Genomic DNA, 19,243 nt, shown 5'->3' on the forward strand with positions numbered 1-19,243 from the left:
GACTGAATCCCTTTATATCTTGGCCTGTTCGCTTGCTCTTGTGGCCGCAGTAATCACCATAAACCTGCCGCTTGCCAAGAAACTTGTACCGCCGCGCAGGGCGTCGTCGAAAAAGGGCGACAACGGCACGGTGCTTGTCGCCGGCGGCAGCAGGTTCTACCACGGCGCACCGGTGTTTACCAGCATGGCGGCGCTGCGCGCAGGCACGGACCTCGTCTACACCGCGGTTCCCCGCTCGATAATCACAGAGGTGCGATGCTTTTCGCCGGCGCTGATTGCACTTCCGCTTCCCGACGACAAGCTGACTGTGGGCGCGGCAAACAGGCTTGCGGCAATGCTTCCAAAAAAGTCCGACGCGGCTGCCGTAGGCATGGGAATGAGCATAGCCGGCCCGGAGGCGATAATCGTGCTTGTAAGAAAGCTCAAAGAGCGCGGGACGAAAATCCTGCTTGACGCTTCCGCGCTCGTGCCGGAGATACTGCCAGAGATTGCAAGCACAAACACCGTCGTGACTCCCCATGCAGGCGAGTACAAGCGATTGTTTGGCGAAGATCCTGGCAAGGATGAAAAGGAAAGGATTGCAAACGTGACCGCTAACGCAAAAAAATATGGAATAACAATCCTGCTCAAGGGGCCCACCGACATTGTTTCTGATGGCAAGAGCACCGGGATAAACCGCACGCACAACTGTGCCATGACGGTCGGAGGCACGGGCGACGTGCTTGCAGGCATTACTGCGGGCCTAATGTGCAAGGTCCCGCCCTTTGAGGCGGCGCTCCTTGCAGTCTATTTCAACGGGCTTGCGGGCAACCTTGCGTTTAACCGCGTCGGCCTGCACATGACGTCCGCGGACTTGCTGGAAGACCTGCCGGTTGCCATGAAGCGCTTTGACGTGATAATCAAATAATATAGCGGATAATACAACAGCACCTTGCTTGAAATCAGTGATCGTAACCGGGGCGTCAAGCGGCATCGGCAGGGCCGCTTCGTACCGGCTTGCAAGTGCAGGATACAGGGTGTATGGCCTTGCAAGGAGTTATGACAAACTGCAAGAGATGGCTGGCGAGCTTGCAAACTTCTTCTTTGTCCCTGTCGAGTTTGACGTGACAAAGCCCGACAAGTTTGACCGGGTGCTGGATCCGATAATCAAATCAGGCGTCTTTGGCCTTGTCAACAACGCCGGCTATGTCGAGCCCGGCGCCATCGAGGATTTGTCGATGGAAAGCGTCAGGGCGCAGTTTGAGACCAACTTTTTCGGGCTTGTCGGTGTCACGAAAAAGATCCTGCCGGCGCTGATTGCGCAGAAGGAAGGCAGGATTGTAAACGTCAGCTCGATGGCAGGGATGGTGTCGCTTCCCACCATAGGCATGTACTGCGCGACCAAGCACGCGCTTGAAGCGTTCACGGAGGCGCTGCGTATGGAGCTGTGGAACACAGGGATAAAGGTCGCAAGCATAAACCCAGGAGTGATAGAGACAAACATACATTTTGTGACAGACGAAAAGGTGTCGCAGTTAAAGAATTCCAGGTTTGCAAGAGCGTACAAAAAGTACCTGCAGGAGACGCCCCGCGGCCTGCCGGCATCAATAGTTGCAGATGCCATATACGACGCGGTGTCGTCTCCAAAGCCGAAATACAGGTACCTGCTTGGCTCGGCAAGGGAAAAGGCAGGCGTGCGGCTCAGGCGCATTGCGCCGGACGACACCATACATGCGCTTGTAGCAAAGCGCGTTCTTGGATAACTGCTGCGGCTAGCAATTTAATAGCCCCTGTTATTGAAAAAGAGAGTGTACACATATGAGCGAGCAAGGCCACAATAATAATAACAACAACACCATCTCGTTTGACGAGTTTATCAAGGTGCAGCTAAAGATCGGCAAGGTCATTAGCGCAGAGGCCATTCCCGGCATGAAAAAGGTGTTCAAGGCCATTGTCGACATTGGCACAGAAAAGCGCGAGGTCGCAGTGGGCGCGGCTCTGTGGATAAAGCCGGAGGATTTTGTCGGCAGGACCGTCGTGATATGTACCAACCTTGCGCCCAGAAAAATTGGCGAAATGACGTCAAACGGCATGCTCTTGGCGGCAGACGGTCCAGAAGGCAAGCCGGTTTTCCTTACCACGGTTGAAGAGGCGGCGCTTGGCGCGCCTATACACTGACTAACTAGCTAGCCTATCCCGGGCCCAAACTTGCCTGGCTCTTTCTTTTTCTGTATTTCCTCAAGTATCGACTCGTAGTGCTGGTCAAGTGGCTTGGTGTCAAGGGGGATCTTTTCCAGCTTTGAAAACGCGGCCACTATGCTCTTTGCCGCAAGCGGCTGCGGGACAGTGGTTTCCGCTATCTCGCCAAACAGGCCGATTGCGTCGATGCCCCGCTCTGCGGCAAGGCCGAGGATCACCCCGTTAAACCACGTGATGCTAGAGATTTCGCTTCCGACTAGGTCTATGCCGGCCTTTGCCAGCGCCTTTTTCAGTTCCGACCTGTTGACCACTCCGCATACCCTCGGCGCGCCCGTCAGTTGCTCGCGGAGGTAGCCGCCGGCGCCGTACAGCTTTTTTACCGTGCCGATTTTTTGCGCATAGTCTAAAAAGGCATTGCACAGCGCGTATAGTTGCCCAGGGTCCTGCGGCTGCGACTCGCCCGTGAACACCAGCAGTTTGTGCGCCCTGTCATAAAATACCTTGTAAGTGTCGCTTGCGCTTTTTACCACGCCGTTAGAGTACGACACCCACGGCTTGTCGCTTGCCACGACCTCGGCAACCTGCTCGCACTTTAGGTGCTGCGCAAGAAAGGACGACACGAGCCCGCCGACGCGCCCCATGTCCGGAAGCGACGCAAACGCGGTAAACTCGCCTGCCTGTACGTCTTTCAGCACGGAAAGCTTTACCATTTTATTTTCCTTCCATCCCGTTTATCTTGGCAAGAAAGGCGCAGATTGCGGTATAATCCATCTCAGAGTACCCGCTGTTGTTTGCCGCCCGGAACATCTGCTGTACGAGCGCGGCGGTTGGAAGCGTGATGCCGTGTGCCTGCGCCGTGTCATTTGCAAGCTCTAGGTCTTTTAGCATGTTCTTCAGGTGAAAAGAGGGCTCATAGTCGTTTGCCACCATGAGCGGCCCTTTTTTCTCTGACAGGCCGGTCTTGAAGTATGTGCTGTTTAGCACCTGCACAAACACCGCAGGGTCGATGCCAGAGCCCTTTACAAGCGTGATGCCTTCCGAGACTGCCGTTGCAATTAGCGCGATGTTGAGGTTGAGGGCAAGTTTCACCGCGTTTGCGGCACCGTCCTTTTCAGAGATGTAAAACACGTGCTTGCCCATCTTTTCCATCACCGGCCTTGCCTTTTCAAACGCCTGCCTGTTCCCGGCAACCATGGGCACAAGCTCGCCTGCCTCGGCAGCTGCAGGCCCGCCCATTACGGGCATGCCAAGCATTTCGATGCCACCCTTGCGCAGCTCCTGCGCGCAGTACGCAGACTGCTCTGGCGAGATGGTGCTGGCGTCTGCGATTATTGCCGGTGCATCCTTGGACTTGGCGATGCCTGCGTCGCCGAAAAACACTTCCCTGACTGCGTCAAAGTTTGTCACAATGGTTATCACAAGATCGCAGTTTGAGGCAAGTTCAATGGGGCTTGCAGCCACCCGGGCATCCTTTGAAAACGGGCCCGTCTTGGACCTGTCCCGGTTATAGACCCAGACATCGTGGCCGGTGCTTATCAAGCGCTTTGCAATGCCAGAGCCCATCAGGCCAAGTCCGGCGATGCCAACCTTCACGCCATTTCTCCCCTCATGCGCCAATAAAAAACTATACACGATGGTCTATTTTTAACCTATGAGAAAAAAGGTTAAATCAATGAGCTTTGTTCTATAACAAAGTAATTGCTTCTTGATCTTGCAGTTTCCAGTACATATATACGTTTATCTCCATTTATGGCTACATATTGTAGAGGGATGGAATGATCAAGATGGATATGCCGCGCCTTTTGGACGAGAGGGGTTACAAGCCACTGAAAATGCAGGAAAAGGCGGTGGCCTCTGCGGCAATGAGCTCGCTTACAGTCCTTGGCGAGTCGTCCATCAGGGCGCTCCTTTTCCACATGTCGACCCTTGCAGGCATGCAGGAAAGAGAGCTTTTGTCAAACTACAAGGAGTTTGAAAAAGCGTTATGGTCAGCGCTTGGCAGCGGCGCCGACATCATCCTGAAGCGCTTTGACGAAGAGCTTGCAAAGAACGTGCAGGCAACGGACATGGGCCCAAACGAGGTGCTCGACGCGATGAGGAGGGACGAATCCTACGTCTTTATGCGCAATGTTTCAGCAGGCGAGCACGTGCTGCTCCTGTACAGGAGCGTCCAGTTCCGCGACAGGATGCTTGGCGCTTTCTTTGACCCAGTTGCAGGAGGGCGCCAGGCAAAGGGCGCAATACTGTCAGAGCCTGCCGCGCTTGCGTCTGCACCTTCCATCACATGGCACGAGCTGCAGGAAAAGGTCGCTGGCGCAAGCCTTGACGAGAAGGTGTCAGAGTGGACGTCTGCACTTGGCGCAGGAAGGCTGAGGCTTGCAAGGGACAGCACCTGGCTTTTGGAAAACAATTTGGAGGAAACCACTGCTTCAAGATTCAAGGACGCGGCCCTCGTGTGCGCCTGCGACCTGCGCGTTGGCATCGAGCGCACAAGCAGGGCGATGGAGTCGCATGACTATGTCGTGCTTGAAGATTCCAAGACAGTGTACGCAAAAGAATGATAGATAGGATATATATCATCACCTGCGCCTGAGTATAAAGCGCAGGCAGAATCTCTGGCCTTCTGGCACCTGTTCCACGCTCAAAAAGCTCGGCCCAAAGTCAAGCGGGAACTGGCCGGCAGGCGAGCACCACTTGCCGACCATCAAGTCTTCCGTGACGATCCTTACCTCGTCGTGCCAATTAGTATAGTCGTACATGTACATCTGCTCGCTGGTAAGCGACACCCGCGATATGCCGCTCAGAAGGTTGCCAAACACGTACTGCATCTGAAGCGTGCCAGAGCCGTCTTTAGAGTACGTGAAGGTCTGGACGCGCGGCGTGAGCGCGCTGTCCGAGACAAGCCTGCCAGTCCACCTGCCTAGCACCTCATCAGCAGCGGGAGCGCGCCCGTGCTCGGAAAAGATCTTTTCATGATCCTTTTCTGTCATAAATTCCACGCCGTACTTTCTTGACATGCAAAAGACAAGCATCTGCTGGCCTTCAGGCGGCACTCCAAAGAACGCTTTTCCAAGTATCGTGTCCTTGTCCACTAACTTCAAGAGGTCGTAGAACATGGCAAACTCTGCGCCGGTGTATTTCAGATGCACGACTTTGCCATAGCGTGGGTGGTCCAGAAATTCAGGCACGTTGTCTGCAAATACTGGCGCGTCGTACGGGTGCGTAATGCCAGCAATCTTGCCGTCCTTATTTTTGAAAAAGCGCTTCCAAAAGCCGCCAAAATACTTTATCGACATTGTTGCCACGTCTTGGTCAACCGGGAAGAACCCCTTCCAGTGGTTGTCATTGTGTATGGTAAGCGAGTCCTTGTCAAACGACCAGCTGGACGGGCTGGGCTCCTCGTCTGCAGCATTTATCATGGTTTCAATCGGCATCCTGTTCTTTTCGCGTGCAAACATGGCCTCAAGCCTTGCGGCCGAGCAGTACATCGGCTGTGCAAGCGAGCAGCATTCTCCCTCGCTTGCAGACAGAGGCATCTTGGAAAATGATGATTTCCAGTTCTTGCTGATGTAGTCGGCAGTCATCGTGGCAAGGGCCATCACCGTGACCTGCGGGTTGACTCCGACTGCCGTCGGAAAGACGCTTGCGTCGCACACGAACAGGTTGCTAAAGCCGTGCACCCTGCAGTTTGAATCCACGACGCACGTGGCGGGGTCGTCTCCCATCCTGTTGCCTCCTTGGGGGTGCGCAGAGGCAAGCTGCAGCCCGTCAGGATTTTTCTCAACGGCGTGGATGAGCTTGTCAATGTCTGCCCTGCTTGAGAGCCTGAAAAAGTCCCTGTGGCCGCCAATGACCTCTATTGCGCCTGCGTCAAACCACATCTCTGCAAGGACGCGCAGGCCCTTTGCAAAATCCTGGATCACGCGAGGCGCCGGCTCGTAGTGCACCTTCGGGTTGCCGGCGGCAGTCAGCGAGACTGTCCCTGCAGGCTCGTCGCGCACCATCACGCCGGCCATTGCATAATTGACAAAGTCGTCCATGAGTAGAGAGTGGCTCTCGTAGAACGATGGCACGCCAAGGGAGAACTGCAGCACTGGCAGGAATATGCTCTCTATCAAAAAGCCGCCGTCCCTGACGCCGTTTGTGACTCCAAACTCGTGGCACGTGTAAGCCATCGGAATGCCGTCGTACGCGTTTATCGCCTTCTGGAACCTGCCGAGCAGAAACGACGCAGGATGGAACGTCAGCCCCCTGCCCGCCCTGTCAGGCGCAATGGCATTTTTGAGCAATATCTGCGACGACGCAATCGTGCCGGCAGAGACCACCACGGCCTTGGCGTTTACCCTGATCTTGAACTTTACCTGGCCTGTGGCCCTGTCGACAAAGTCTCCCTCGGCCCCGTCTGCAACTCCGCTTCTGTAGGTTATCCGCTCTGCAGAGCAGTCGCAGTAGATCCTGATGCCAGTTCCGCGCACCGCCTTGCGTATGTATGTGACAAGCATGTCCTGCTTGGTTTCATAGTGGCAGCCGATGTGGCACATGCCGCACTGCATGCAGCTGCGGCAGTTCCTGTCGTTGTTGCCGGCCTTGTACCCTTTGGCCTCGCAGGCTCGCCTTAGCATCCTGTTGTTGTCGTTCAGTTCAAAGTCCTGGACCTTGCTTGCGTGGATGGCCTTCCATACTTCTTCTATGGCGGCATCCCATCTTTCGTCAGGTATGTTTGCGCCCATGCCGCGCCACTGCTCCCGCGTCACCTGCGGCGTGCGAAAGCACACGGCGTCGTTTATCACGGTCGAGCCGCCAAGGCACTGGCCCTGCACGACCAGCATACGCAGGTTGTCGGTAAACGTGGCCCCGCCGTTCTTCCACAGGAGCGGGATCATCTCGATCTCGCGCTGGTTCATGTCCTCGGCGTCATAGTAGCCGCCCTTTTCAATGAGCACGACGGATTTCCCGTCCTGCGCCAGCTTGCTTGCGATTATCGCGCCTGCCGCGCCCGAGCCTATGACGCAGACATCCGCGTTCTCTATAATGTCATGCGTGACAACAGTGTAGCTCTCCCGCCTGTCGCGGATCTTTTCAAGGCCGTATATCATGCCGCTGCCGGTCGTCATTTTATTTCGTGCGCCTCCAGGAAATGACGTGGCTGTGCTTTGGAAACTCTTTGGGCCTTGCAATGACCTGCGGGCCAGGGTAGCCGTACAGCCTAGCTATCTTGGGGTCGGCGTAGTGCATGTAGCTTGTAATCGACCTCATCATGAGCGTGGCAGTCCAGGCAGGGTCTATCAGCGCAGGATCAACCCCGTCGCCTGCGGCCGCAAAGAGCGCAAGCATGCGCTGCGACGCGTTGACGTACGGGTCATGGTAAGGGAGGTCATCATCGTCGGCGGTTATCCTGACATCAAATTTCAGGTTCCTGGCATTGCTCCTTGTTTCTGTCCTTTTCTTTACCACGCCATACTCGTCGCTTATGACAAGGTAGACGTCAGGCTCGCGCTCTAGTATTTCATACTTGCCTTTGAATGACGTGTCAGAAAATTTGATCCGGAAATTGCCAAGCTTGTTCGTAAGCGCGCTCCCGAGGAAATCGTCTGCCGATCCCATGTCGCTGTCAAACGCCTCGACGAGCAGGTCTGCAACGGGCTTGCCGCCTGCATCTCTAGCCCTTCCGGTGATGGTGTAGATGGTGGTGGCCATGGCTGCCGTATCTGGGCAGATTACTTAAAGTTTCTCATAAAGGGCACTCCAGAGAAAATCTTCTATAGCAGGATTCTATTGTAGCCGTTAACCATTATTAGCAAGTCGCCGCTACCTGACAGAGCGATGCCTGAAGAACAAGACGACGAGCGCGTATGGTTCTCGCACTGGACAAAGGAATACCAGGTAAGGCAGGTGGGAAAAAAGCGCATCTTTGAGTGGCTTGAGAAAAAGCCAGCAATCAAGCTTGACTGGGACAATTGCACTGTCGGCGTCGTCGGCAGATCAGACGGCATGGAGAGGCTGGTCGTGAGGAGCAAGACGTCAAAGAACAGCCAGTACATGGGAAACATCCCGGTGCAGCTCAGGTTCATGCTGATGCTCGACATTGACCCCGGATCTGTACAAGAGCCGGTGCTTGACAGGAACTACAGCCTGGCGTCGTCAGCTAGAAAGCATATTCCAGAGTCTGTGCGCAGGACGCCGCACGACCGCTGGGTGCTAAGACTTGGAGGTGGTGCGGAGATCTGGGAGTGGACAAGGCACGGCGAAGACATAAAGTCCAGTAGGACCTGGCGCCTCTACGAGAAGATAATGACTTTCGCGCAGTCTGGAATATCTGCAGGCAACGTGTTCATGGCAAGAGTAGAGGAGATCGACAGTGTCGTGCCGGTGATCTACCAGCCTGCGGTGGACTCGCTTGACAACTTTTTGCGCGAGGTGCACTGCGCCGCTGCTACTACAATTGATGGCGAGACTGTAGACGTAGAGGTCTCGCTTGTCTTTAACAACGAGCAATTGCGCAAGTTCGCCTTTGCCGATGGCCTGTACAGGTGGCTCCGCAAGCTCCTGTATGGAAGGTCGATAGACATCGAGACCTTCCGAATCCATTTTGTCAGGGACAGGCAGGACAAAGACTATTTCATCTTTCAGGGCATCTACAGCGGCGATTATGGCCTTACCTACGACACCATCCACCTTGACACCTCGCCGGAAATGCACAGGGTGGGGTACTATTTTGCAGGCCAGAACCATCCAGTCGTGTTCATCAACACTTCCAACCACGCCATGGCAGGGCATGACAACAATGCACAGATGTGGAAATGGGAGTACGTACCTTGGGTCGCAAAGTCTCCGGTTGTGCTTGGCACCAAGTCCAGAAGCGAGCTTGACAAGCAGTTCCATTCCGTATTATTTGGCTGACCGACCCCCTCCCCTTTAGGTGTCTTTTGTTTTATTAGGCATGCATTTGCATTTGCATGTGCCAACATGTCAGGGCTATGGTATGACATTTCAGCTCCCAGGTACGAGGCCAAGCAGGCCAAGTCGATAATCCACCCCTTTGCAGTCAGGGGATACACGGGCATGACCATAAACCCGTACCAGGGCTGCCAGCACCGGTGCGCCTACTGCTACGCTACCTACGAATGGTCGCCCGAATTCTATGACAAGGTCTATGCCAAGAGCAACGCGCCGGAGGTTCTCGAGAAGGAGCTCCAGTCATGGAAGGGAAGCACCATAAACCCAGTGATGGTCGCCTCGGCAACCGACGCCTACCAGCCGGCAGAGCTGAAGTACGGCCTGACAAGGAGGTGCGTGCAGGTGCTGCAAAAGTATAACGTGCCGTACTATGTCTTTACAAAATCCGCAATCATAGAGCGCGACCTTGAGCTGCACCGCAGGTACGCCCACAACTGCTTTGTCGTCTGGTCGATAACGACTGCAAACGAGAGGATAAGGCGCGTGGTGGAGCCTGGCACGCCCCCGGCAGAGCGGATATTTGCAGTCATCAAAAAGTTCACGGACGCCGGCGTGCCATGCGGCGTAAACGTCGACCCGATAATGCCCCTTGTCACCGACACCGACGAGGAGCTCGACGCGGTTGTGGACTGCTGCAAGGAAGCAGGCGTGAAATACGTCTTTGGCGCGATGCTCCGCATGCGCGAGGACATCTGGGACCGCATGAAGCTGGCCCTCCGGCTGCTTGGAATTCCTGACGGCGAGAGGCGCTACCGCCAGATCTATGAAATCAAAGAGCCGCTTGCCAAGCCGTATATTGCCTGCAACAAGGAATACGGAAAAAAGGTGACAGACAGGCTCTACAAGAAGATAGAGTCGCGGGGCCTCTGCCCAGACTTTCCTGATCACGTGCGGCCACAGGACATTGACAGGTCGTGTGCAGGCCAGACCACTATGCTTTCATTCACAGAAACCTCTAGCGACTAGGCTGCACGGCCCAGCCGTTAGGCTCACTTGCGCGGCTTTGTCAGGAAGATTGCCTCGCATTCACAGTGGCCGTCGATGCGCACCTGTCTTCCGCACTTGGGGCATATCGTCAGTGGTGCCGGTGCCTCAAGTTCGAGCTCGAACAGCGACATATGTCCTGTATAATCGCAGCCGTTCTTTAAAAGATTTTGGCACTATGAAAGAATAAGAATTGTATTTTTCCATATTTCTAATGACAAATAGCATTTCTACAAGTAAAGCTATGATCTATTGAAATTACTGTGATACATGCAACCATTAATAGCGCCGGAAAACCCTCCAGAGATGCAGATGAGCCATCGCAATCCCACGCCCACAGTAGACGCCATACTGCAAAAAGGCTCCAAGGTCCTAATGGTAAGGAGGAAAAAGGACCCGTTCAAGGGCATGCTTGCGCTGCCAGGAGGATTTGTAAACGAGGGCGAGACCGTCGAGGACGCGATGAAGCGCGAAGTGCTTGAAGAGACTTCGCTTGAAGTAGAGCCAATAGACATCCTTGGCGTCTACTCTGACCCGCGCAGGGACCCGAGGATGCACACCATGACGGTGGTGTTTGTGGCAATAATAATAGGCGGCAGGGAAAAGGCGCAGGACGACGCGGCAAGCCTTGAATGGGTAGAGCTTGCAGGCATTGAAAAGGCGGCATTTGACCATGCGCAGATACTTGCAGATTATCGCCAGTGGAAGGGGAGCGCTGGCACATACTGGTCGACAAAGCGCAGACACAGTTGATGATCGAAATTATTAAAGCCACATACAGGGTGGAAAAGGTGCATTTTGCGCTCTGAAAAGGACATACGACTCAGGATAGACCTGCTTGAAGGGCAGGCCAGCTCGATAGCAAAGATGCTTGCCAAGGCAATGCAGGAGCACAACGAGGAGGCGATAAAGAATTACTCGGAAAAACTGGCCCAGAGAAAGGGCAAGGTTGAGGAGCTGCTATGGGTGCTTGAAGTAAAGATGGGCCAGGGCGTGCTTGACACCAAGGCGGCAGTCCCGGGAATGCAGGAGATGGTGGCTGTCCGCGATATCCTTGACCTGCTCAAGGAGGGCAGGATAAAGATGGATGACCTTGCGCTTGACGTGCAGGCGCTGGTCCGCAAGGGCGCCCTTGAGGCCAGAAACGCCATGAGGCACACGACATGACTTAGCTTGTACAAATTATGGAGTTAGGCTGTACAAATTACCAAAACCCCGGTTGCAAAGTGGAAAATATATATAAAATAACAGCGTTATGAAGCTGTAGAGATGACCGCAGAAGACCTTAACATGGATTATAGCAAGTACGACTTTAAGGATTCAACAGAGCTTTACGTTTACCTTAGCAAAAAGGGGCTCTCCCGTGGCACTGTAGAGGAAATCAGCCGCATGAAGGGTGAGCCGGACTGGATGCGCAATTTCAGACTCAGGTCTTTTGACGTTTTCATGAGCAAGCCTATGCCAGAATGGGGAGGCGACCTCTCAAAGATTGACTTTCAGAACATCTACTACTATGCCAAGGCTTCTGAGAAGCAGGGCAAGAGCTGGGATGAAGTGCCCGAATCGGTCAGGAACACGTTTGAGAAACTCGGTATCCCGGAGGCAGAGCGCAAGTTCCTAGCAGGCGTGGGCGCACAATATGAATCAGAGGTGGTTTACCACAACCTGCGCGACGACCTTGCGAAAAAGGGCGTAATTTTCGTTGACACAGATACTGCTGTAAAGGAATACCCCGAGATAGTAAAGAAGCACTTTGGCAAGGTCATACCGCCAGAGGACAACAAGTTTGCAGCGCTCAACAGCGCGGTTTGGTCCGGCGGCTCGTTCATCTACGTCCCGCCAAACGTCAAGGTAGACCTCCCGCTGCAAGCATATTTCAGGATCAACGCAGAGAACATCGGCCAGTTCGAGCGCACGCTCATCATAGCGGACGAAGGCGCTGACGTCCACTACATCGAGGGCTGCACGGCGCCGGTGTATTCGACGGAATCGCTGCACTCTGCAGTCGTTGAGCTGATCGCAAAGAAGGGAGCCAAGATCCGCTATACAACCATCCAGAACTGGAGCAAGGACGTCTACAACCTTGTGACAAAGAGAGCGTATGCGTACGAGGGGGCGTCTGTCGAGTGGATCGACGGCAACATCGGAAGCAAACTGACGATGAAATACCCGGGTGTCTACATGCTCGGCAAGGGCGCGCACGCAGAGGTCGTTTCAATCGCGTTTGCAGGCGGCGGCCAGCACCAGGACGCAGGGGCAAAGGCAGTCCACCTTGCACCAAACACGACATCAAGGATCACGAGCAAGTCGGTCAGCAAGGACTCTGGCAGGACCACCTACAGGGGGCTGTTGCACGTGGCCAAGGGCGCCACGGGAGTCAAGTCAAACGTCAGGTGCGATGCGCTGTTGCTTGACGAAAAGTCCAGGACCGACACGTACCCGTACATCGAGGTAAACGAGGACGACGCGACAATCACCCACGAGGCGACCGTAGGCAAGATAGGCGAGGACCAGATATTCTACCTGATGTCACGCGGATACACCGAGTCTGACGCACTGTCCATGATAGTCGGCGGCTTTATCGAGCCGTTCACAAAAGAACTGCCGATGGAATACGCAGTCGAGCTCAACAGGCTGGTAAAGCTCGAGATGGAAGGCTCTGTCGGTTAATCACCTGTTCTCTGCTTTTTTCGAGGGTGATTGAGAAAAAATGCCGACCACACTTGCCAACATCAACGCAGGCAACATAGATGAAGTGTCTGCAAAAGATCCTGCATGGCTTGCAGAGGACAGGAAAAAGGCCATCGCAAAATACCTCTCGCTTCCAAACGAGGTCTCGCCACTCTACTCGAAATACTCTGACGCAAACAGGATCAAGCCGCAGGGCGTGCACCTGAATTTTGCTCAGGGCGGCAGCAGGCACGCGATAAGCGGCGACCTTGTCAAGAGGCTTGAAGAGCTTGAAAAAGAGACGGGGATATTGCAGGTGGGCGCCGAGATAAGCAAGATCGTCATTAAAGAGAGCGTAGCAAAGCAGGGAGTAATCGTAACGGGCATCAGGGACGCAATTTCCAAGCACGCAGACATTGTCAAGGCGCACATGGAGGCAAACCCGCTTGACCACGGCGAGGACAGGTTCATGGCGCTTGAAGCGGCCGCATTCCAGTCGGGCGTCTTTGTCTACGTTCCAAGGAACGTCGTCCTTGAAGAGCCTATCAGGATCATAACGTCGCTTGCAGACGACGGCACGTCGCTCGTGTCAAGGAACGTCTTTGTGGCAGAACAGGGCGCCAAGGCGACCGTTGTGCAAGAGCTGTACGCGCCGGGTACTGGCAACGCTTCCGAAACGCAGCAAGGCTATTTTGAATTAATCGAGACATCGGTCAAGCAAAACGCGCACCTTGAAGCAGTCACGCTTCAGGCAATGGGCACGGACACTGTTTGCGTTTCAAACAGGAAGGCGTTTGTTGAAAGGGACGCCAAGATGTCGTGGTACGTCGGCCTCTTTGGCACCATGCTTTCAAGGTTCAAGACGGACAGCATCATGAAGGGCCAGGGCGCGACCGCCGAAGACGTAGAGATAGTCTTTGGAGTAAGCAACCAGTCGTTTGACATCATGTCGAATTTGATCCACAACGGCCAGTTCTCCCGCGGCAAGGTGCAGGTCAAGTCGGTCATGAAGGACACCTCAAAGTCGCTGTTCAAGGGCATGATAAAAATCGGCAAGGACGGCAAGGGAACGGAATCGTACCTTGCAGGCCACGCAATCCTGCTTGACAAGGGCGCCAAGTCAGACTCGATACCGGGCCTTGAGATCCTGACAAACGAGGTCAGGGCGACGCACTCGGCCTCGGTAGCCCAGATTGACGAGAACCAGATATTCTACCTCACCACGAGGGGCCTGAGCAGGGAAGGCGCCAAGCGCGAGATAGTCTCGGGTTTTCTCGAGCCGCTGTCAAGAAAGATGGGCCCGACAATAAGGGCGTGGATAAACTACCTGATAGAGAACAAGTGGCAGGGCAACCCACTCATGCTTCGCGCCGACGAGGCGATGGAGCAGATCCTCGAAGTCGAGAAATCGCGCTACCGCGAGACGCAGGACATCTTTGAAAAGCACTACAAGTACAGGTAGTAGAAAGAGATGGAAGAGGAAGAGTGGGTGCGCGTCTGCGACGCCGGCTCGCTTTCAAGTGGCGAGCTGGTCGAGTTTGACCACAGAAGCAAGAAACTGATGGTTGCAAAAATGGGAAATGATGTCTATGCTACAGACAGGATATGCACCCATGCCTACGCAGACCTGACAGGGGGCTTTGTGAACGAGGGCGAAAAGACGGTGACCTGCCCCCTGCACCTTTCTGCCTTCAAGTTGACAGACGGCGCGCCGCAGAACCCTCCTGCCACTGCCCCCCTTAAAACTTACAAGGTTAAAATACAGGATAACGCAATTTACATCAAGATCGATTAAGATTATGATGCAGAAAGGCGCCCTCAATGTTGAAAAGATCCGCAAAGATTTCCCCATCCTGAAGCGGAAGGTGATGGGTGGCAAGCCCCTGGTATACCTCGACAACGCGGCAACCACGCAAAAGCCGCTTGCAGTCATTGACGCCATACACGACTATTACACGAACTACAATTCCAACATCCACAGGGCGGTGCACCAGCTCGCAGAAGAGGCGACCAAGGCGTACGAAGATACGCGCGTAAAGATTGCCAAGTTCATAAATGCTCGCTCGACAGACGAGATAATTTTTACCCGCAACACGACAGAGGCGATAAACCTTGTCGCGTACTCGTGGGGAAGGGCCAACATAAAAAAAGACGACAGGATAGTGATTACAGAGATAGAGCACCACTCCAACATTGTGCCGTGGCAGATACTGACGCAAGAAAAGGGCGCAAAACTGGAATACATCGGGGTCGGCGACGACGGCTACCTGAAGATGCACGAATACAAAAAGTACCTTGACTCTGGCAAGGTCAAGCTCGTGTCCGTGTCGCACATGTCAAACGTGCTTGGCACCATAACCCCGATAAACGAGATAATCAAGATGGCACATGAAAAGGGCATCCCGGTGCTGGTCGACGGCGCACAGTCGGTCCCCCACATGCCGGTCGACGTCCAAAAGATGGACTGCGAGTTCATGGCGTTTTCTGCTCACAAGATGCTCGGCCCGACGGGCGTCGGCGTGCTGTACGTAAAGCGCGAGCTGCTTGAAAAGATGCCGCCGTTCATGGGCGGAGGCGACATGATAAAAGAGGTGCACAAGTACGAAACACGCTACAACGACCTGCCGTACAAGTTCGAGGGAGGCACGCCCAATATCGCCGACGTCATCGGCTTTGCCGCCGCAATAGACTACCTTGAAAAGATCGGCATGGACAGGGTCAGGGAGCACGAAATCGACATCACAAAATACGCGCTTGACAGGGTTGCGCAGGTAAAGGGAGTGACGATATACGGCCCGATGAATGCAATAGACAGGGGAGGGGTGGTTTCATTCAACATCGGCGACATACACCCGCACGACCTTGCGACCATCATGAACGACCACGGAGTCGCCATCAGGTCGGGACACCACTGCGCGCAGGTGCTCATGGAGCGCCTCGACGTCGCGGCGACTTCGAGGGCAAGCTTTTATATCTATAACACCAAAGAGGAGGTCGACGTGTTCATTGAGGCTCTATCTGAGGCAAGGAGGCTGTTCAAGATTTGAGTGACGACATTTACCGCGAAATAATACTCGATCATTACCGCAACCCGAGGAACAAGGGCAAGATACAGAACGCAGACGTCAGCATACACGATTCAAACCCGCTTTGCGGCGACGAAATTGACATCCACCTGAAGGTCGACGGCGACAAGATAAAGGACATCAAGTTCGAGGGCCGCGGCTGCGCCATAAGCCAGGCAAGCGCCTCGATGCTGACAGAGATGGTCATGAACAAGCAGCTCACGTCGGTAAAGGATCTGACAAAGGACGATATTCTGGAGAACATTGGCCTCACGAACCTAGGCCCGGCAAGGATCAAGTGCGCCCTTTTGTCGCTCAAGGTGCTAAAGCTTGGCATGGTAAAGTACTATGCCGACAGGGATCCTGCGTCAGCCAAAAAGCTGCAGGATGACACGAGAACGCTTTAGGCCATGTCGACTCCAAAGGTAAGCAGGCAGGACATACGCAAGGTAATATCTGACAATTTCAACGACACGGACTATCGTTTTTCAAACGACGAGATCCTAGGCTACCTCAACGATATGGACAGGTACAAGGCGGCAAACCTTGACGTCCTTGACTTTGAGGACGTGCTTTTAGAGATGGAAGAGTCGGGTTTTTTACGCCCGATTGCGCAGAATTTCAACACGCGCTACTACAAGATAATGACAGAGCTTGAAGCCAGGACGTGCAAGGACTGCAACACGGTTTCATGGTTTGCAGAAGCAGAAGAGCCAAAGCTGTGCCCGCAGTGCAGATCCAAGAACATGGCTTAGGAAAACAATTAAACACCAAGCGCACGCCTTTTTTAGAGAGTTGTCGTCAGCTGCTGCAACAAACCCGCCGTGGATGTTCAGGACGCGCTCGTTCCAGTTTGCCGCGTTCGTTGCCGCGTTCGTGGTTTTCAGCGCGGTGGTTGCGTCAGGTGCCACAAGCTCCATTGACGAGCCCGTCAATAAATATGCAAAATCGATAGAGGGCAACCCCGGCCTTGACGCGGCCATGATAGCGATAACAACTATGGGCGACGTGGCGACGCTCCTCCTGTTTGCCATCGTAATCACCATCATAAGGCGCACCAGAAAGGCAGGCATGATATTTCTCATCAGCATAGTCGCGCTTGCCATAGTCGTCATGTATATGAAGCCGTTTGTGGGCAGGCCAGCGCCGCAATACGCGTTTGTCCCCGCGATAAATCTGCCAGAGAATTTCGGCATCGAAAGCGACAGCCTTGCGCCCTTTGCCGCGGCCTTTTCCTACCCGTCAGGCCATGTGTCGAGGGCTACGGCTCTTGCGTTCATAGTCGGATACCTTCTGTACAGAAAGTCAAGGACGGCAGGATACGCGATATGGGCGTTTCCCATAGCGATAGGGATAACGCGCGTCTATGTCCAGCAGCACTTTCCCACCGACCTTGTCGGTGGATTTCTTGTCGGCATGATGATATCAGTAGTCCTTAGCAACTCGATGAAGCTGTGGCAGCCGTTCCAGCTGTCAAGGTTCAAGGGCAAGGAGGACAAGGAGGGCGCCAGGGCCAGCAGCGCCTAGGACCAGCCTTCAAACTTTTCAAATATTTTTGGGCTTGCAAGGAGCCAGCCATAATGCCCTTCGTCGTGCACGTAGCGCAGGTCGCGGACCTGAGGCACAAGCCCACGCTTGCGGATGGTGAGTATGAACTCGCCCTGAAACGTCATGCCAAGCTTCTTGGCCTTGCCGGTGAGTTTTTCGCCCCGGGGTAAAAGTATACGGAAACTAAACTCCTCCTGCCTTTTTTCATAGGCGTCTGCCACCTTGTCTACTGCGGGGCGGATGTCTGCGACGTCGCGCAGGTCGATTGTGGCGATTACTGGAAAGCCGGCGTATTTTGAGGTCATTATTACTTGTACTTGGCAAACGCTTCCTGCAGCATGCCGTGGAGCGTCTTTTGCCACGCGGAAAAGCCGTCGGGCGTCTCGGGGTAGTTGAAGTAGTGGTCCGTGAGCTTTTTGTTGATGTTGGCGCAGTAGCGCAGGTCCTCTGCAAGTTTCTTGTTCATGGCACCCCTTATCATCATGCCCAGCTTGTCGACCGTGCTGAACTCTGGGTGCTCGCCCTTGGTTATCTTGTCGATGTCCATCTTTGACAAAAAGTGCTTCATGCCATAGTTTATCTGGTCGTTCGTCAGGCCCTGCAGCATCCTCCTGAACACTTCGAGGCCGGCCGTCTTGTAGCCATAGTCGTTAATGAAATGCTTGTTATACTTCCACAGGTTGCGCTCTGAAGTGTCGTTGGCCTCTATCGCCTCGACGGCGTCCTTGCCTGCGATTGTCGCGGCGATTATCGCCGGGCCGATGCCTCCCGCATCAAGCGGCTTGGGCATCCAAGCCGAGTCGCCCACCAGCATGTAGCCGTTTGACACCATGCAGTCGTTCTGGCGCCTTACAGACACCTGCCACGTGCCCCACGCGTTGCCGTCGTCCATCTCCCCGTCTGCAAGCGTCGGGTTCTTTATGGCCGGGTTTGCCTGCACGTACTCGTTTATGAGCGTTGTAAGGTTCGGGTTTACGCCCATCTCCTTGTTGCGCGCCTCAAACGCCTTTTGCTGCACGCCAAGGCCGATATTGACCTTGGTCTTGCCCTTTGGAAAGACCCAGCCATAGCCTCCCGGCGCAAGCTTTTGATCCAGATGAATGATGCAGTAATCCGGATCGAAATAGGTCTTGTCGTCGTTTGCAAGCTCGAAATTGTAGATATAGCGGCCTGTTGCTTCAAGGTCGTCGCGGTCGATCCTGCGCTCGATGTACGACTTTATCGGAAAGTTTGTGCGGAGCACAGAGGTTACGCCCGTGCAGTCGACTACCAGCCTGGCAGTCTTCTTGAAGGGAGCCTTGTTGGCAAGATCCTCGCCCTCGACCCCAATCACGGCGTTGTCCTCAATAATGAGAGAGCGTATCGCGACGCGTTCTTTGAACTCGACTCCCATCTTTTTGCAATCTGCCATCTGGCGCTGCGGGAGCATCTTGCGGTTCAGGATGTATCCTTCGCCGTCAAACGCGACCCGGGTCTCGTGGTCCGGCGAGAACGCGACCACTCCTTTGACAGGGTGCTCGATCTCCGGATTGCCCCAGTTGATGTGGATGCGCTCTGCCATATAGTCGACGGTGTTCTTGCCCACCGCGTCGCCGCACACCCAGCCGGAGATAGTCTTCATTCCCTGCTGGGGAAAAGTGTTCCTGTCGATTACCAGTATTTTCAGTTTTTGCTTGGAATAATACGCGGCAGAGGTGCCGACTATCATGCCTGCAAGGCCGCCGCCTGCCACGATAATGTCATAGTCACGCTGTCCGGACATTGTTGCCTGCTAGCGAAAACAGGCCAAAACGCTATTTAAAGTGTTGGAGACTCGAAACGCAGAATAATAATGGATGACA

22 protein-coding genes are annotated in these 19,243 nt (G+C 54.3%); 15 read left to right on the forward strand and 7 right to left on the reverse strand.

All coding sequences use genetic code 11. The features are described 5' to 3' along the window. Positions 1 to 40 precede the first annotated feature (40 nt). The 3 genes from NVIE_RS05960 to NVIE_RS05970 are packed head-to-tail and all read left to right on the forward strand — an operon-like array spanning position 41 to position 2,157. Positions 41 to 907, forward strand: coding sequence for an NAD(P)H-hydrate dehydratase (locus NVIE_RS05960; RefSeq protein WP_084790656.1), 867 nt, complete (start codon positions 41 to 43; stop codon positions 905 to 907). A gap of 37 nt (positions 908 to 944) precedes the next feature. Then, entirely contained in the window at positions 945 to 1,742 is a 798-nt protein-coding gene (locus NVIE_RS05965) for an SDR family oxidoreductase (RefSeq protein ID WP_227717541.1), read from the forward strand. A 55-nt stretch (positions 1,743 to 1,797) separates the two neighbouring features. After that, a complete protein-coding gene (locus tag NVIE_RS05970) occupies positions 1,798 to 2,157 on the forward strand; it encodes a methionine--tRNA ligase (RefSeq protein WP_075054467.1) in 360 nt (119 codons plus the stop codon). Positions 2,158 to 2,165: 8 nt separating this feature from the next. On the opposite strand, the gene NVIE_RS05975 is transcribed toward NVIE_RS05970, so the two are convergent. Beyond that, positions 2,166 to 2,888, reverse strand: a complete 723-nt coding sequence (locus NVIE_RS05975) for a PAC2 family protein (protein ID WP_075054468.1) — start codon at positions 2,886 to 2,888, stop codon at positions 2,166 to 2,168. Between the two features lies 1 nt (position 2,889). Further along, positions 2,890 to 3,771 (reverse strand): NAD(P)-dependent oxidoreductase, encoded by an 882-nt coding sequence (locus NVIE_RS05980; protein WP_084790658.1) that lies wholly within the window; start codon positions 3,769 to 3,771, stop codon positions 2,890 to 2,892. 182 nt (positions 3,772 to 3,953) lie between these two features. Between NVIE_RS05980 and NVIE_RS05985 the strand changes: the two genes are divergently transcribed. Beyond that, positions 3,954 to 4,739, forward strand: a complete 786-nt coding sequence (locus tag NVIE_RS05985) for a hypothetical protein (RefSeq protein WP_075054470.1) — start codon at positions 3,954 to 3,956, stop codon at positions 4,737 to 4,739. 18 nt (positions 4,740 to 4,757) lie between these two features. On the opposite strand, the gene NVIE_RS05990 is transcribed toward NVIE_RS05985, so the two are convergent. Next, positions 4,758 to 7,292: a GMC family oxidoreductase N-terminal domain-containing protein gene (locus NVIE_RS05990; RefSeq protein ID WP_075054471.1), complete on the reverse strand. Its 2,535-nt coding sequence runs from the start codon at positions 7,290 to 7,292 to the stop codon at positions 4,758 to 4,760. A 1-nt stretch (position 7,293) separates the two neighbouring features. After that, the gene (locus tag NVIE_RS05995) at positions 7,294 to 7,875 is read right to left on the reverse strand and encodes a transthyretin-like family protein (protein ID WP_075054472.1); all 582 of its coding nucleotides are present in this window, start codon (positions 7,873 to 7,875) and stop codon (positions 7,294 to 7,296) included. Positions 7,876 to 8,001: 126 nt separating this feature from the next. On the opposite strand from NVIE_RS05995, the gene NVIE_RS06000 reads away from it, so the two are divergent. Both NVIE_RS06000 and NVIE_RS06005 read left to right on the forward strand, forming a co-directional pair. Beyond that, positions 8,002 to 9,078: a hypothetical protein gene (locus NVIE_RS06000; RefSeq protein ID WP_075054473.1), complete on the forward strand. Its 1,077-nt coding sequence runs from the start codon at positions 8,002 to 8,004 to the stop codon at positions 9,076 to 9,078. Positions 9,079 to 9,144: 66 nt separating this feature from the next. After that, complete coding sequence (locus NVIE_RS06005) at positions 9,145 to 10,101, forward strand: SPL family radical SAM protein (protein WP_075054474.1); 957 nt, start codon at positions 9,145 to 9,147, stop codon at positions 10,099 to 10,101. 23 nt (positions 10,102 to 10,124) lie between these two features. On the opposite strand, the gene NVIE_RS16065 is transcribed toward NVIE_RS06005, so the two are convergent. Continuing rightward, positions 10,125 to 10,253 (reverse strand): hypothetical protein, encoded by a 129-nt coding sequence (locus NVIE_RS16065; protein WP_258914178.1) that lies wholly within the window; start codon positions 10,251 to 10,253, stop codon positions 10,125 to 10,127. 172 nt (positions 10,254 to 10,425) lie between these two features. Here NVIE_RS16065 and NVIE_RS06010 point away from each other — a divergent pair, with 172 nt between their 5' ends. From NVIE_RS06010 to NVIE_RS06050, 9 genes are all read left to right on the forward strand, one after another. Further along, positions 10,426 to 10,872, forward strand: coding sequence for an NUDIX domain-containing protein (locus NVIE_RS06010; protein WP_227717498.1), 447 nt, complete (start codon positions 10,426 to 10,428; stop codon positions 10,870 to 10,872). A 45-nt stretch (positions 10,873 to 10,917) separates the two neighbouring features. Next, positions 10,918 to 11,286: a hypothetical protein gene (locus NVIE_RS06015; protein ID WP_075054475.1), complete on the forward strand. Its 369-nt coding sequence runs from the start codon at positions 10,918 to 10,920 to the stop codon at positions 11,284 to 11,286. 102 nt (positions 11,287 to 11,388) lie between these two features. Next, the gene (sufB, locus tag NVIE_RS06020; protein WP_075054476.1) at positions 11,389 to 12,789 is read left to right on the forward strand and encodes a Fe-S cluster assembly protein SufB; all 1,401 of its coding nucleotides are present in this window, start codon (positions 11,389 to 11,391) and stop codon (positions 12,787 to 12,789) included. Between the two features lie 40 nt (positions 12,790 to 12,829). After that, complete coding sequence (locus NVIE_RS06025; RefSeq protein ID WP_075054477.1) at positions 12,830 to 14,251, forward strand: SufB/SufD family protein; 1,422 nt, start codon at positions 12,830 to 12,832, stop codon at positions 14,249 to 14,251. Positions 14,252 to 14,260: 9 nt separating this feature from the next. Beyond that, complete coding sequence (locus tag NVIE_RS06030) at positions 14,261 to 14,584, forward strand: non-heme iron oxygenase ferredoxin subunit (protein ID WP_075054478.1); 324 nt, start codon at positions 14,261 to 14,263, stop codon at positions 14,582 to 14,584. Positions 14,585 to 14,591: 7 nt separating this feature from the next. Beyond that, on the forward strand, positions 14,592 to 15,836 hold the full coding sequence (locus NVIE_RS06035; RefSeq protein WP_075056029.1) for a cysteine desulfurase: 1,245 nt from the start codon (positions 14,592 to 14,594) through the stop codon (positions 15,834 to 15,836). Next, positions 15,833 to 16,261: a Fe-S cluster assembly sulfur transfer protein SufU gene (gene sufU / locus NVIE_RS06040; protein WP_075054479.1), complete on the forward strand. Its 429-nt coding sequence runs from the start codon at positions 15,833 to 15,835 to the stop codon at positions 16,259 to 16,261. Before NVIE_RS06035 ends, sufU begins: the two co-directional genes overlap by 4 nt. A 3-nt stretch (positions 16,262 to 16,264) precedes the next feature. Further along, the gene (locus NVIE_RS06045; RefSeq protein ID WP_075054480.1) at positions 16,265 to 16,609 is read left to right on the forward strand and encodes a hypothetical protein; all 345 of its coding nucleotides are present in this window, start codon (positions 16,265 to 16,267) and stop codon (positions 16,607 to 16,609) included. Between the two features lie 40 nt (positions 16,610 to 16,649). After that, positions 16,650 to 17,381 carry a phosphatase PAP2 family protein gene (locus NVIE_RS06050; protein ID WP_075054481.1) on the forward strand — a complete coding sequence of 244 codons (732 nt, stop codon included), beginning with the start codon at positions 16,650 to 16,652 and terminating at the stop codon, positions 17,379 to 17,381. Here the strand turns inward: NVIE_RS06050 and NVIE_RS06055 are convergent. Together NVIE_RS06055 and NVIE_RS06060 are read right to left on the reverse strand one after the other, a co-directional pair. Further along, positions 17,378 to 17,707, reverse strand: coding sequence for a hypothetical protein (locus NVIE_RS06055; protein WP_075054482.1), 330 nt, complete (start codon positions 17,705 to 17,707; stop codon positions 17,378 to 17,380). The two genes, NVIE_RS06050 and NVIE_RS06055, sit on opposite strands and share 4 nt — an antisense overlap. A 2-nt stretch (positions 17,708 to 17,709) precedes the next feature. Further along, entirely contained in the window at positions 17,710 to 19,164 is a 1,455-nt protein-coding gene (locus NVIE_RS06060; protein ID WP_075054483.1) for an NAD(P)/FAD-dependent oxidoreductase, read from the reverse strand. Positions 19,165 to 19,243: the final 79 nt, after the last annotated feature.

The organism is Nitrososphaera viennensis EN76 (assembly GCF_000698785.1).
Lineage (GTDB): Archaea > Thermoproteota > Nitrososphaeria > Nitrososphaerales > Nitrososphaeraceae > Nitrososphaera > Nitrososphaera viennensis.

What these genes read in the sequence shown, in the direction of transcription:
- NVIE_RS05970 (WP_075054467.1), top strand. Translation starts at nt 1,798, where the DNA reads ATGAGCGAGCAAGGCCACAATAATAATAACAACAACACCATCTCGTTT.
- NVIE_RS05975 (WP_075054468.1), bottom strand. Translation starts at nt 2,888, where the DNA reads ATGGTAAAGCTTTCCGTGCTGAAAGACGTACAGGCAGGCGAGTTTACC.
- NVIE_RS05985 (WP_075054470.1), top strand. Translation starts at nt 3,954, where the DNA reads ATGATCAAGATGGATATGCCGCGCCTTTTGGACGAGAGGGGTTACAAG.
- NVIE_RS05990 (WP_075054471.1), bottom strand. Translation starts at nt 7,292, where the DNA reads ATGACGACCGGCAGCGGCATGATATACGGCCTTGAAAAGATCCGCGAC.
- NVIE_RS05995 (WP_075054472.1), bottom strand. Translation starts at nt 7,875, where the DNA reads ATGGCCACCACCATCTACACCATCACCGGAAGGGCTAGAGATGCAGGC.
- NVIE_RS06000 (WP_075054473.1), top strand. Translation starts at nt 8,002, where the DNA reads ATGCCTGAAGAACAAGACGACGAGCGCGTATGGTTCTCGCACTGGACA.
- NVIE_RS06005 (WP_075054474.1), top strand. Translation starts at nt 9,145, where the DNA reads ATGTCAGGGCTATGGTATGACATTTCAGCTCCCAGGTACGAGGCCAAG.
- NVIE_RS16065 (WP_258914178.1), bottom strand. Translation starts at nt 10,253, where the DNA reads ATGTCGCTGTTCGAGCTCGAACTTGAGGCACCGGCACCACTGACGATA.
- NVIE_RS06010 (WP_227717498.1), top strand. Translation starts at nt 10,426, where the DNA reads ATGCAGATGAGCCATCGCAATCCCACGCCCACAGTAGACGCCATACTG.
- sufB (WP_075054476.1), top strand. Translation starts at nt 11,389, where the DNA reads ATGACCGCAGAAGACCTTAACATGGATTATAGCAAGTACGACTTTAAG.
- NVIE_RS06025 (WP_075054477.1), top strand. Translation starts at nt 12,830, where the DNA reads ATGCCGACCACACTTGCCAACATCAACGCAGGCAACATAGATGAAGTG.
- NVIE_RS06030 (WP_075054478.1), top strand. Translation starts at nt 14,261, where the DNA reads ATGGAAGAGGAAGAGTGGGTGCGCGTCTGCGACGCCGGCTCGCTTTCA.
- NVIE_RS06035 (WP_075056029.1), top strand. Translation starts at nt 14,592, where the DNA reads ATGCAGAAAGGCGCCCTCAATGTTGAAAAGATCCGCAAAGATTTCCCC.
- NVIE_RS06045 (WP_075054480.1), top strand. Translation starts at nt 16,265, where the DNA reads ATGTCGACTCCAAAGGTAAGCAGGCAGGACATACGCAAGGTAATATCT.
- NVIE_RS06055 (WP_075054482.1), bottom strand. Translation starts at nt 17,707, where the DNA reads ATGACCTCAAAATACGCCGGCTTTCCAGTAATCGCCACAATCGACCTG.
- NVIE_RS06060 (WP_075054483.1), bottom strand. Translation starts at nt 19,164, where the DNA reads ATGTCCGGACAGCGTGACTATGACATTATCGTGGCAGGCGGCGGCCTT.